This is a genomic window from Leptospira mayottensis 200901116, from assembly GCF_000306675.2.
GTDB classification, from domain to species: Bacteria; Spirochaetota; Leptospiria; order Leptospirales; family Leptospiraceae; genus Leptospira; species Leptospira mayottensis.
Genome location: NZ_CP024871.1, coordinates 2854482 through 2868383 on the forward strand (window position 1 = coordinate 2854482; position 13902 = coordinate 2868383).

The 13902-nt window shown below is 40.4% G+C and carries 10 protein-coding genes; 1 reads left to right on the forward strand and 9 read right to left on the reverse strand.

The window, feature by feature from the left end; genetic code table 11:
• Positions 1–138: 138 nt before the first annotated feature.
• The 7 genes from flgE to lp30 form a co-directional block, all read right to left on the reverse strand.
• Positions 139–1533: a flagellar hook protein FlgE gene (flgE, locus tag LEP1GSC190_RS12950; protein WP_036037153.1), complete on the reverse strand. Its 1395-nt coding sequence runs from the start codon at positions 1531–1533 to the stop codon at positions 139–141.
• 31 nt (positions 1534–1564) lie between these two features.
• Positions 1565–2365, reverse strand: a complete 801-nt coding sequence (locus LEP1GSC190_RS12955) for a flagellar hook capping FlgD N-terminal domain-containing protein (protein ID WP_002764539.1) — start codon at positions 2363–2365, stop codon at positions 1565–1567.
• Positions 2366–2380: 15 nt separating this feature from the next.
• Complete coding sequence (locus LEP1GSC190_RS12960) at positions 2381–3937, reverse strand: flagellar hook-length control protein FliK (RefSeq protein WP_002745134.1); 1557 nt, start codon at positions 3935–3937, stop codon at positions 2381–2383.
• Positions 3938–4514: 577 nt separating this feature from the next.
• A complete protein-coding gene (locus tag LEP1GSC190_RS12965; RefSeq protein WP_002745139.1) occupies positions 4515–5225 on the reverse strand; it encodes a hypothetical protein in 711 nt (236 codons plus the stop codon).
• Between the two features lie 151 nt (positions 5226–5376).
• Complete coding sequence (locus LEP1GSC190_RS12970; RefSeq protein WP_002745121.1) at positions 5377–6636, reverse strand: hypothetical protein; 1260 nt, start codon at positions 6634–6636, stop codon at positions 5377–5379.
• Positions 6637–6640: 4 nt separating this feature from the next.
• Complete coding sequence (locus tag LEP1GSC190_RS12975) at positions 6641–7192, reverse strand: thioredoxin family protein (protein WP_002745281.1); 552 nt, start codon at positions 7190–7192, stop codon at positions 6641–6643.
• 487 nt (positions 7193–7679) lie between these two features.
• Entirely contained in the window at positions 7680–8522 is an 843-nt protein-coding gene (gene lp30 / locus LEP1GSC190_RS12980) for a plasminogen-binding receptor Lp30 (protein ID WP_002745142.1), read from the reverse strand.
• A 53-nt stretch (positions 8523–8575) separates the two neighbouring features.
• Here lp30 and LEP1GSC190_RS12985 point away from each other — a divergent pair, with 53 nt between their 5' ends.
• Positions 8576–9250, forward strand: coding sequence for a hypothetical protein (locus tag LEP1GSC190_RS12985; RefSeq protein WP_002745258.1), 675 nt, complete (start codon positions 8576–8578; stop codon positions 9248–9250).
• A 265-nt stretch (positions 9251–9515) separates the two neighbouring features.
• On the opposite strand, the gene LEP1GSC190_RS12990 is transcribed toward LEP1GSC190_RS12985, so the two are convergent.
• Both LEP1GSC190_RS12990 and carB read right to left on the reverse strand, forming a co-directional pair.
• Positions 9516–10088 carry a DUF1564 domain-containing protein gene (locus tag LEP1GSC190_RS12990; protein WP_002745155.1) on the reverse strand — a complete coding sequence of 191 codons (573 nt, stop codon included), beginning with the start codon at positions 10086–10088 and terminating at the stop codon, positions 9516–9518.
• Positions 10089–10569: 481 nt separating this feature from the next.
• A complete protein-coding gene (gene carB, locus LEP1GSC190_RS12995; protein WP_036037145.1) occupies positions 10570–13890 on the reverse strand; it encodes a carbamoyl-phosphate synthase large subunit in 3321 nt (1106 codons plus the stop codon).
• Between the last annotated feature and the right edge of the window lie 12 nt (positions 13891–13902).

Here is a 13902-nt window from a genome sequence, read left to right on the forward strand (position 1 = left end):
ACCGGAAATTATAGGAAAGAGAATTTTTCCCCAAATTTTGCAAAAAAAGATAACAAATCTATAACTTGAGATGTATGAGATTTTAATTCCTCTCCGACTCATTTCAATCAATCATCGAAGAGGAAATCATTTAAAAAGTTAACGTTTGAGACCTAAAACTTCCTGAATCATTTGATCGGAAGTGGTGATCGTTCTTGAGTTCGCCTGAAAACCTCGTTGTGTAACGATCATATCCGTAAACTGATCAGAAAGATCCACATTAGACATCTCTAAAATGCCCGCGTTGATCTTACCTCTTCCCTGAACTCCCGCTTCACCGATGTTAGGTTCTCCCGAGTTCATGGAATACGCAAACATCGTGTCTCCGGCCTTGTCTAAACCTGCAGGGTTATTAAAAACCGCGGTCGCGATTCTTGCCAAAGGCTGACGAACTCCGTTAGAGAATACCCCGGTGATCGTTCCGGAATTATCGATGGAAAAGGATTCCAAATATCCCATCGTATAACCGTCTTGTTTGACCGCTTTGGTAGTGAAGTCAGAGGAGAATTGAGTGATCCCGTCCACCATTCCCGCTTCTCCGAGATTCAAATCAAAACTCTGCACCGCAGGATTACCAGCGATTCTGAAGGATACCTTTGCGTTCAGTTTACCGCTGTTCATCGAGTCGACTCCGTCTGAAACATAGACAAGTTTTCCGTCAGGAGTAAATCCGAACTCAAGTTCGGTGTTTCCCGGAAGTTGAGTGTTTTGTCCCCCTGTTCCGGAAACGTCCGTCGAAAGTTGAGTCGCATCGGTCATACTCAGACGCGCCTTCCAAGTGTTATCGCGGACCTTATAAAATTCCATTTTGAATTCTCTCTGAATTCCCTGATCGTCGAAAGTATTAATCGTGGTTACGTGGCCTCTTCTCATCTTAGGATCGGGATCGTTGATCATCGCGGTGATCTCTTCCTGAGTCGCATCCGGAGGAACCGCGGGCGCAGAAGAATTCAGGTTCGATTTGAAATCGATCTGAGAAGTCGCCTTCGCGGGTTCTTTAGAATATACAGGAATGATAATATCTTCGATGGAAGCCGAGGAGTTGATGAACTTATTTCCTTTATCGTCCAATCTTGAATTCCAACCCTGAACCTTGAGTCCGTTTGCGGGGTTTACGTAGTAGCCGTTCTTATCGAGGTTAAAAGCTCCGGCTCTCGTATAGAATTGTTTGTCCCCGTCCTTAACGATAAAAAATCCCTCTCCGGACATAGCGACGTCCGTATTCTTACCCGTGGTTTGGAGAGAGCCTTGGGTCATGATCTTATCGATTGCTGCAATCAAAGAACCCAAACCTACTTGTTGAGGATTCACGCCTCCTATATTCTCCTTAGGCTCGGAAGCCCCCCTGAGTTCCTGAGAAATCATATCCTGAAACGTAACGCGTTCGGTTTTAAAACCGTGCGTGTTCACGTTGGAGATGTTGTTACCGATGACATCCATTCGGACCTGGTGGTTCTTAAGTCCGGATACACCGGAATAGAGTGACCTCATCATAAAGCTGTTACCTCGATTATCCTTTGTTTATTTATTCGTATGAATTGCTTTTGTCTTTTCCCGGGAAATTCCAGTCTGAAGTCTTTTTTTCGACGACGACTTTCTTTTGTGATTCCGGTGTTTGTTGTTCCACGATCGAAGTGTCGACTTCCTTTCGTTTCTCGATTGTTGACACCGTTTCTTTTTTTTCAATTTCCGTTTGCGAAACGTTAGGTGACACATTAGAGGCAGGAGATTCTTGAGAAGGAACATTAGTTCTAATCTCCGGAGCGTGAGTCGATGTTTGAACTGGAGCGGACTGCTGCAATTGACTCTGATTGTAAACGGCTTCCTGTTCTTTTAAAACAACTGGATCGCTGACTAAGGAAATTTGTTCGACATCTATGGATCTTCCGTTGACACGAACGAAAGTTTTACCTTCCCCATCGAAAAAAAGAGCACCTGCAATTCCCGCGACGCTTTCACCGGTTACAAAATCAGGACCGGAAACAAGTTTTCCGACGAGAGAAAAACTCTGACGGTTCCCCATCTTTTGAATCCCAGTGGAAATGTTATTCATTTGTTCCAGAGAAGAGAACTGAGCCATCTGTGCGATAAAGTCTTGGTCTTTGACTGGGTTGGTAGGATCTTGGGAAGAAAGTTGCGTTATGAGCAGTTTGAGAAAATCGTCCTTGCCGAGAGACTTTACAGTGGAACGGATTTCGATTCCTTTGAGACCGTTCTTTTCTTCCCGTTCCAAATTTTCCATGTGGTTCCGGATATTGAAACTTCTGTCTCCTTCAAGATAACGATCTTTGGTTGCTTGCTGGCTAATGCCCGTTGTTTCCGACATGATTTCCTCCGAGACCTATACTTTCAGATCGAGCAGTTTCTCGCTTTTCCCTTCGGTTTTTTCCGAAAAACCATGAGACTCGGAAGAAATTTCTTCATAAGAAAGTTCGTCTTCTTCGTAAAAAGAATTCTTAAAGTCGTCCTCTTTGAAAGCAGCTTGGAAAGAATGCGGATCTTTTCCGTTCTTATCGGATTCATCGTTAAATGCAAAGGCTTCCTCTCTTTCCTTGACTTCGATCACCAGAGATTCGAGTTCGAGTCCGTTCGACTTTAGATCTTGCTTCAAACTTGCAAGTTCTGCCACTAACTGCTGTTTAACGCTATCGGATTCCACAAGAAGTTTTCCCCGCACGACGTCCTTGTCTGTTGAAATGGAAAGGGACATCTGCCCTAAGTCTTTCGGATTCATCCGGATACTCGCTTCCGTTCTTCCGTTTTCAAGAATTTGAACGCGGGCGGAGCGAATCAGATTTTGAAAATTTTGTTGAATGTCTCTCTTAGAAAGGACGTTAGTTTCTTTTGATATGGAAAAATCTTTTCCGAGCGTATTCAGTTCCCTTCCGGAAACAGTCGGAGTTCCAATTCCTTTTACGAGAGAAGAATAAGAATCTCCTCCCCCAGAACGGAAGGATTGTTCCTGTCCCGACCTTCCGGAAGAATTTTCAGAGAATTGACTCAATATTGCGGTTTTAATTTCCTCCTTTCCAGAAGTTTTCAAATTCGCATAAGAATCCGTTTTTTTATCCTTATCAATCTTCCACTTTTCTAAATCGAGAATCAGCTCTTTAGAAACTTCCGTCTTAGTTTCGTCCACACCTTTGAAAGAAATTTCTTTGTTGGAAAATCCCTTACCGTTCTCTTGAAATTCTTTTATGTTGGTTTCGTTAAATTTAGATATTTCGGATATAACTTTATTAGATTCGGATAATTTCGATTCCACTTCGCGAACCAAACTTTCTTTTTTCGAAGTTCGGCTTTGGATTTCCTTCGGGTCTTCAAGAGAAACAGAAGTTTCCCCCTTCACATCGAACGAACTTTCCTCTTTTGAAAAAAGGTTTTCGATTAGTTTGCTCGTGGGAGTTGGTTGTTTGGATTCTAAGGTTTCAACGGAAGCTTCTTTCGTGATTTCCGCTTGAAGTCCGTCAAGGACCGTGGATTCGATTTCGGAATCTAGGATTTCGTTCGGTTTCTCTTCTGCAACGAGAAACCAGGGTAATGCAACTACGTTAGCCGCTTCTTCAATTGCCCAGAGCTCTTTTTCCCCTTCTTTTGAGATTTTTCCGATCTCCGATTCGACTTCTTCCTGAGTATGCATAGACTCGGTCTTTTTTTCATTTATTAAGCTTTCCACATTCTCTTCTTGAATTGCGGAATCTTCCGTTTTTGGAAACGTATTTTGAATTTCAGTCAGAGTTTCATCCAATCCCTTCTGAACAGAACCTTGTAAAGTTTTCATTAAATCAAGAAAGGAATTCTTCCTGACAAGTCCTCCCCCCAAATTCCTTGGGGGAACGGCTTCGGCATACCGCTCTGTTTTAAATTCTGAAATGGATAGATCACCAGAAATATTCATACTACACTCCGCAGTATTAAAATCGATCTTTCGCAGAATTCCTTGAAGATTTTTTAAATTACAACGGCTTTTATATTCTAATTTTCTTTCGTATGTAAAAATATCGCCGCAAGGCTCCGATTAGGAAACAACTCTTTATTGAATCATCTTGTCGGAACATTCTCTTACTGTACTATGTCTCTTGAATCGCTTTAAAATAAACTGAAGCCGATGTCTTTATCACTAAATCCCCTATCGGGCCTTGAAACGCCATTTTTTGGTCGAACAAACTATTTACTTAGATAAGTTTTTTTGAATTCGAATTTTTTTGAAAATGCAGAGGATCCATACCATAACTTTTACAAGAAATACTCATCTCCTACTTTTCAATGATCTGTTCCGGAAAGTTACAAATACCCGTTCCCAAAACCTCAAAAGAAACTTGCAATCATTCGGAAAATCTGTGACAAGCGCTGGGGTTCCCACAGATTACGTCTCTTTAAGAAAGTTTATCGCTTTTCGAACAATCTCTTTCGTCGTTAAACTTCTATAGGAGTTTCCACATCCTAAGGTTTTAGGACAGATCTAAGGAAAAATTTCAGAGAAAATGAACCTTGAAGGGTTTCAGTTCCGCCGATAAAACAGGAATCGGAGTCACTAAACCTCCCAAACGAACAAACACATTTCTTTTGGTCGGAATTGGAAGTCCGTCTATTTCTTGAAAGTGAGTCGTAAAATGTGCGCCCTTAGCCCAAGGTCCGACAATATCAGCAGTATAATCGTTGCGAACAAGAAGTCCCTCTTTATCGAAACGATAGGATTGTTTTTCACAATGTGTATGTAGATATCGTGGAAACTCCACATCCATACGAAATCCACCGTCGGCAAGTTCGACTTCCCGAACCACATATTCCTTCAGAATAAAGGGAACACTCAAATACTGAGTGACCGCATAACCGAAAAAATACGAAGCATCTAGATCACTCCAACGCCTGTATTTTCGCAAGCCGCGAAAACTGTCCCTATAATTAGAGATTGTGAACGTGTTTGGATCATCATCCGCATTAAAGATTCCTACTTTACCATTTTGGAATACGATTTTTTTTCCGGGAGCTGGATATTCCAAAAATTCAGCGATAAACTTCTTAGGAAAAACTCTCACGCTGTCGCATTTACCGAAAGTTTTACCGAGTCCTTTCAAAAGAGGAAGCGGGCCGCCCAAATGTTGGAAATAAAACTCCACGAAATCCAAACGATCCCAAAGTTTCCATCCACCGTATCGATCGACGATTTTTTCAAAATGATTCATATAACAAATCGGATCCGTCTTCTATCATCGATTTTCATATAAAATGGGCCTTCGAAGAGCTTTTTCGTGTTCAATTCTTATCAGAGTTCCTACATCCTAAGTTTTTAAGATAATTTCTACTAGGCAAATAAGGGCTTTTCCCAATAATCCACTACTTGCAAGCTTTTTGTTTCTGAATCATTGCACTCAATCGATTTTCTTCTTCCTGGGTGATAGTATGCCTTTTTAGAACCGACTCCGCCAAAGTAATCGCGAAAGGATCCTTGTTTGTACAATCATTGAAAAATTCAATAGCTTCGGCTCTTGTATTTTGATTTTCTTTACCCAAACGGATTCGATGTAATTCAAGACGTTTTTCCTTAGTGGACAAATCCACAATCAAATAGTCGGAATAACATTCTTTGATCAAATGTTCGGGAAGATCAGTGATCGGACAATTTTTGTTAGAAGAATTCGATCTTTCATTTACCCGATCGAATTCAACCACGGTTCGATCGGCCACCTTTTGAACCTCGGAATCTTTTCTTGTAGAATTTGGAATGGCACTTTTGTCATTATTCTGATTTTGAGATTTTTCTTCCGGCTTCGTATTTTCTAATTTTTCGAGAACTGCGATTTTACTTTCAACGATCGGCTCATTTTTAAGAAGTCGATCGAAAAAATAATCTATCATGAAAACTGAATATTTCTGGATCCTATCCTCCTCTTGAAAACCAGAAACCGCCTTTTTAGCAATCTTTTTATTGCTTAAAATTTCCGCCTTATTCGCCTTAGACGACTCCAATAGTTTTAGCGTCGATGCAAGACTTTGATGAAATTTCTTCCGATAAGTCTGGTTCCAATTTAGAGCCGATCCCTTTAGCAAATCCTGAAAAAGAGAAAAACTTCGATCTCTTTCTTTCAGTTTTTTCTGAATCATCTCTCGATAGTATCTTTTGAGTTCGTCGTCCTTTGCAGATGAATCGCGAGTGTCTACCGGTTTCTGTGAAGGTTGAAATTCCGATTTTTTGTCCAAATCAAACCAAGTATATACGGTATTCAAAATACCATCAACCGCCGACTGAAAGATGTCCTCTATTAAAGTGGCTGGCTTCTTGTGACTTTTATTTGCAACTAGACTACGATATACAAGCTCGTATTCCAAATTCCGGCTTCTCTGAAGCTCCTCGTATTTGTCTGTAAGATTCTTTTTTAATATTCTCCAATCCTGATACAGATCGCCACTCTTTCTTAGGAAAGTACTCAGAGCAACGATAGACACCTTATTTAAAGAACTTTCGTTTTTTCTTAACTCATCTCTAAAATGATCCAGAGCTCTCGTTTCAATCTCACGATAATGTCTATTGACAAAATCCGCATTTTGAAAAGATTCCGCGGAAATTGAAGTATGGTCAGGCGTTATTGCGGGCAAGAGTTTATTCCTTCCATTTGATGGAACAACCTATTGAAGGCATTTGATTGATCGGAGCAGGATTTCCTTTTACAAGCTGATGCACCGCGTATTCCAGTTCCTTTCTAGAAACCTGCTTTTCGTTCTTCCAGTTATCATCCATTCTTCCATGATAATAAAGCTTTTTTTCCTCATCATAAAGATAAATATCCGGCGTGCACATAGAACTTAATTTTTTTGCGACCTCCTGGGTCTTATCAACCAAATAAGGAAAGGGAACCCCCCATTCCTTTATTTTCGAAAGCATCATTTGAGGAGAATCGTCAGGATAATCCGGGTGGATATTCGGATTGATTGCGACCGTCCTGACCCCAAGAGATTGGATTTCTCCGGCAAAACGAATCAGTCTCGGCCAAATCGCTTGGGCATAAGGACAATGATTACAGGTCACGACCAACAACAATCCCGTCGAACCGAATAGTTGATCGGAAGAATACATTTTTCCATCCGGATCTTCCAAACGAAATTCAGGGAGTAAGCTTCCTAAGGGTATTTTTTCAGATTCGAGAAGAGACATTACTTTTATCTTAAAGTGAAATCCAACCTATTTCACGAAATTATTTTTTTATAAAAAACAATAAGTTTTTTACTGAAAACCATTCAATTCTTTCGAATCTTTTTAGTTTCCCAAAAACCGTCCTTGGCATTCAATTTTCTCCTTTCTAAAAGAAACAAACCTAAGAAAAGCCAGCTCATCAAAGATTTGTACGGAAATTTTTTCCGACCTCGGACATTCAAAGTACAAAGATAGAACGTAGTTAGGATTCCATTGTAGTTCTTGTAAAACGTGCATAACAGTCGTCCCACAAAAGAAACGATACCTCAACTCCATTGGAAACAAACCGTGACCCTTTCAGTATTTGCGGCGATCCAACTTTCAAAGAGCTGTTCAATAGAAATAGGTCTTTCTTTTATATAATACTTTGTTTCAGAATTTATACAAGTTAAGAAGCTTCTAAACTTTTTTCGGGTCGATTGCCCGATTCGGGCAATCGGTTTCAAAATTAATTGCCTAAAGCCGCTCTCTTTTTTTCAGCAAGCGTTTTCCAATAACCTTCCGGATATGCTTTGATTAGATTCTCATAGAACAATTTTTCCGCGTTCTTCTGACTTACTTCTCCACCATAAAATAATTTCTTTAAATAATCAGATTCCATTCCTTTGATATACTCTTCTCCAGTTTCTAGATTTACCAATACTTTATTTCCGGCAAAAAGTTCACTGAGATTCGGAGTATCATCTGCAATACCGTAAGGATCGTCTTTAGAAGCCGGAGCCACCTTTGCCATCAAAATCCCACCAAATGTGATATCCCCCGCTTTTGTTTTGATAGGAAATACCTTAAAAGATTTGGATGGCTCTACCGAAAAATCTCGAACCACTACTCGTCTACACTTCTGACCGCAATTTACTTGGTAAGTATAAGTTATGCCGGTAATTGCATATTCCTTTGCAGGATCAAGCGAGAGTAAAAGATAAAACGGAGAAAGATATCCAGTTTTTCCTTCAAGGTATTGAGTCGATTCTACTTTTTCCACCATCACTGGTTCTTCAATCGGATACGGGCTTACACTCAGAGAATTTTTTTTGGTGTCTTTTGAAACGATCTCGGAGAATTTGACCCCGTACATTCCAAGCTCAGCAAATACCGTTCCTGAATCTTTGCTGAATAAATTCAATAAATCTTTGTGGTTTTGGTTGTACGCATAAAGCCCGAAAGCCATGACCCCATATGATTTTTTATCTTTATCTGTTATAGGATTATATACACGCACCACTTCCTTCGTACAATTCGAAACTAATACAAAAAACGCGACGAACACAATTCGATTTAAAAAAATTGACATTATGAGTCTCTCCTTAAGCAATGAAAAAAATTCCACCTTAATAGACAATCATTTTGAAAAATCGAATTCTTTTTATCCTTATATCCTTTCTTTTACAAGGTTGCCTTACAATAACCGAAAAAGAACTTCCTCCAAAAATTGAACTCGGTAATCATCTTCCCAGATTGGAAGAAACGTTGGTGATTATAGAAGAATTTTGGAGCAACGTGAACCCGGAACTCGTAGACCTAGAAAATGCTTCCAAAATGGGAGAAAACTCTCTTCAGAAATTTCGCAACCCCTTGATTGCCGGATATGCAAAAAGAAACTTTGCAAGCGCTTTCGCACAATGCCGCTGTTTTCAAAACATAGTGATCGCTTTCAAAGGGATCGACGATTTAGATCTCCTCCAAAAAAAATACAAAAATGTCATTCGAGTTAAATTAGAAGATTATAATAATACTAAAACTATGTTCGGAACAATTTTATTGACGGTTTTCACCTTGGGATTAGTCCCTACATGGAATTCTGTTATAAAGAAAGCAGTATTCACAGTCGAGTCAGAAACATTACAACACCCTGTGACATTCAAATACGATAGAAGATTTACGTTATACGCTCATATTTTTCTCTTTTTCGGTTTGTTTAAAGAAAAGAGCGTATTCGGTCGATATCCGCAATTTTACGATTTTTTCCAATTAGCGTCATCGGAAATCTATTCTCAAAAATTGATTCCTTTGGACAATTAATGTGTTTGAAACTTAGCGCCCGTCTCAAAACCTTAAACAATCCGGTAAGTTTCTAAAAAACGTGGGATTCCCCACAAATTACGTCGTATTAGCGATTTTTCTCGCCGTTTTTTTAAATTCTTTAGAATACGTTTTTCAATTCGTAAACCGATACTTTCTGTGTTTAGTAAACCATAGGCTTACTTAGAATAGTTTAGTACATTACTGAATTCGAACACATAAAAACTTGATTTTGATTGAGCTTATAACAACGTAAGCAATTTTTCTACAGGTCCGGTTTCGGTAATGCATTAGCGTGTTTATTTTTTAACGGATTTGGTTCAAAGTATAACTCTCTAGATACTTGATTTTTCTGTAGATCCAAGGTCCAGATCATTCTGTAAATATCATGAAACTGAGGAACTCCTCGGTTTATTACATCATTTACAGAATCTCCGATCCCCACTTCTTCAAGCCAAAGTAAATAGTTGAAAAGATAACACCTCGAAACTCCATGTGCAGCCGCCAAAGCGCCCAAAACGGTCCATACACCCGAATTCACATGAATCGTCATCTTCTTTAATTCCCCGACGCCCCAATTATATTTGATCTTACCGCCTCTCCAGTGAAGTCGATCCAAAGAAACCACGTATTTCGTATATCTCTTAAGCAAAAATGGAAGTTTTCTAGAAAGGGCTTTCCTTGCAGCTGTATCCAACTGATTCCAATAACTCATAGGAACCAAAAGAGAATCAGAACCGACCACACCTTCATTCAAGGCGGATTGAATCTTTTTATCGGAGCTCAACAAAAGAATGTCCATAACCGAAGCGGTTCCAAAAATCGCTCTCAAAGACATGGTTTCTAGAAAAAACGAGGAAAGTTACTGACAATTTTTCATACTGTCCTTAGAAGAAAGTAAAAAAGTCGACCAATCATGGGAAAACTTGTCGCACCGAACTCGGCGGGATAATTTAGAGTCTATTCCAGAGCCTCAAAATGTAGGAACTCCCACGAGAATTTAACAGAAATAAAGTCTGTTCGAAAGTCCATAGGGACGTAATGTGGGAACTCTACTGTTTTATTACCAATTTACAGAATAATTGTAACCGCTTTTTCTTCAGGTTTTAAAACAGACTCTTAGAACTTATTCCAAACTGCAATGCGAGAATTCAAACTAAAAAAGAAATCAGAGTGCACTACTACATCCGGTAGATTTTGAAGCTTGTTTTTTAAAGTTGTTGTTCTCTAAAAAACTTTTCAAAATTACAAGTAGGCATTCACGCAAGAAAAATATTGCAAAATAATTAGAATATTCTAAAATTCTAAATCAATAGAATTCATAAAACCTTTGGCATTGTATGAATTTCTTGGAGAGAATGGATCGCAAAACCCTTGTTTTTCATTTCCACCATTCCTTTGATGAGAGCTTTAGCGGCGTTAGACGTAGTTAAACAAGGCACCTTAAATCTTATAGCCGCCTGACGGATCGTAAAACTATCATCTCTTGTGACCCTTGAAAGAGGAGTATTGATGATAAGATGAATCTTATTCTCTCTGATATAATCCAAAGCCGTGGGAAATATTCCGTCGTAAACCTTGTTGATCTTGGAAGAAAGAATTCCATTGTCCGAAAGAAATTTATGAGTTCCCGAAGTCGCGATCAAATTGAAACCGAGTTCGGAAAGATCCTTGATATAAGAAAGAAGTTCCGACTTCGTCTTGTCATTAATACTTACAAAAACTGTCCCTTGAGAAGGAAGTTCGTCACCGGCCATATATTGGGATTTCAAAAATGCTTCTCCGACAGTGGAAGCGATTCCCATTACTTCTCCGGTGGAGCGCATCTCCGGACCTAAAATCGTATCGACTCCTGGAAATTTATTAAACGGAAGAACGACTTCTTTTACGGAAACCTGAGAGAACGCCATTTCTTTCGGAAGAGGAAGACTTTTCAAAGATTCTCCCATCATAATCCGAGTTGCATATTTTACAATCGGATGACCAAGAGCCTTGGACACAAACGGAACGGTTCTTGAGGCCCTTGGGTTCACTTCAATGATATAAAGGATTTCATTCTTTACTGCATATTGAATGTTAATGAGACCCTTGACTTGAAGTTCCAAAGCAAGATCCACGGTCGCTTTACGGATTTCGTCCATCATATTTTTGGAAAGCGTTTGCGGAGGAAGAATACAAGCCGAATCTCCGCTATGAACCCCAGCCTCTTCGATGTGTTCCATGATACCGGTAACGAAAACTTCTTTTCCATCGCAAAGAGCATCCACATCCACTTCCACGGCATCCTCCAAAAAGGAATCGATTAAAAGCGGCCTGTCTTTCGAAATCTCTTCCGCTTTTTCCATATAACGATCGAGCTCTTTTTCTTCATTGATGATAAGCATCGCTCTTCCTCCGAGAACGTAACTCGGACGAACCAAAATCGGATACTTGACCTTTTGCGCGATTTCTCTCGCTTCTTCCATAGAAGTTGCAATTCCACTTTCTGGAGAATGCAGTTTCAATTTTTCTAATACTTCAACGAAACGCTTTCTGTCTTCGGCGCGGTCGATGGAATCTGGACTTGTTCCCAGAATTTTAACCCCTTTTCTTTCCAGATCCTTTGCAAGTTTGAGAGGAGTTTGTCCCCCGAATTGAATGATGACACCTTCCGGTTTCTCGTTTTGATAAATACAATATACGTCCTCCAAGGTCAGAGGCTCGAAGTAGAGACGATCCGACGTATCGTAATCCGTCGAAACAGTTTCCGGATTGGAATTGACCATAATGGATTCGACTCCCAAATCCTGAAGAGCGTAGGAAGCCTGACAACAACAATAGTCGAACTCGATTCCCTGACCGATCCGGTTCGGTCCCCCTCCGAGAATCATCACAGACTTAGTAGAAGTCACATCGGATTCGTCCTCTTCATCGTAAGAAGAATAGAAATAAGGAGTATAAGCCTCGAATTCTCCGGCACAAGTATCGATTCTTTTGTAAATGGGAAGAATTTTTTCGGAACTGAGCTTGGTTTCAATTTCCTCTTCCGACTTCTTAAGAATATTCTGAATTTCTGTTTTTTTCAGATCGACTCTGAGACCGCCGTCGAGAAGATCCAAAATCTGTTTTTTATTCTTTAAAAACGAAAGTTGTCTATTGGAAAAACCGGCCTGTTTCATTTTGGCAAGGACGGAGTCTCCCTTTTCGAAATATTCCTTTTCCAATTTGAAAAGATCTTCCATTTGCCAGAGGAACCACCGGTCCACCTTGCAAAGATCGTGGATCTGATCCACGGTGTATTTCTCGTCGAAAGCAAGTTTGATGTAAAAAATACGCTTATCATTCGGACGTTTTAGAAAGGAATCGATCCATTCCTTTCTTTGATCACTGTTTAAACTTCTTGCATATAATAATTCTTGAAAATATCCATCCGAACCGAAACCGTAACGGTCGATTTCAAGAGAACGAAGCGCCTTCTGAAAACTCTCCTTAAACGTTCTTCCGATCGCCATCGCCTCGCCGACCGCCTTCATCTGAACCCCGAGAGTATCGTCCGTGCCCGGAAATTTTTCAAAGGCAAAACGTGGCACTTTTGTCACGACATAGTCAATCGAAGGTTCGAAAGACGCCGGAGTTACCCGCGTGATATCGTTATTAATTTCGTCTAACGTGTATCCTATGGAGAGAAGAGCGGCGATTTTTGCAATCGGAAACCCGGTCGCTTTGGAAGCCAAAGCCGAAGAACGGGAAACTCTCGGATTCATTTCGATCACGATCACATCTCCGTTTGTCGGGTTGACCGCAAATTGAATGTTGGAACCACCCGTTTCTACTCCGATCTCACGAATGATCGCAATCGACATATCTCTTAAATTTTGATATTCCTTATCGGATAAAGTTTGTTGAGGAGCCACGGTGATGGAATCGCCAGTATGAACCCCCATCGGATCTATGTTTTCAATCGAACAGATAATAACCACGTTATCTGCCAGATCACGCATAACTTCGAGTTCGAATTCTTTCCAACCTAAAACCGATTCTTCCAAAAGAACCTGACTGATCGGAGAAGCCTTAAGACCTTTTGAAACGACCTCCTCAAAATTTTCCTCGGTGTAAGCGATTCCCCCCCCAGTACCACCGAGAGTAAACGCAGGACGAACGATAAGAGGAAGCCCGAGTTTTTTTTTGATTTCGGCGGCGTCTGTGAGATTGTTCGCCAAGCCGGATGCAGGAACTCTCACACCGATTTTTTCCATCGCCTTCTTGAAAAGCTCTCTGTCTTCGGCTTTTTTGATCGCGTCCACTTTGGCACCGATCAATTCCACGTTATATTTTTCCAAAAGCCCCGCACTGTTGCAAGCAAGAGCGAGATTGAGAGCGGTCTGACCTCCGACCGTGGGGAGAATTGCGTCCGGTTTTTCTTTCTCGAGAATTTTTTGAACGACTGAAACCGTCATCGGTTCTACGTAAGTGGCATCTGCAAGATCCGGATCGGTCATGATAGTCGCAGGATTCGAGTTGAGTAGAATGACACGAATCCCTTTTTCTTTCAGGGCTTTAGCGGCTTGAGTTCCAGAATAATCAAATTCACACGCCTGTCCGATTACAATCGGACCGGAACCCAAGATGAGTACAGAGCGTATATCTTCTCTTCTAGGCATACTAAAATACAG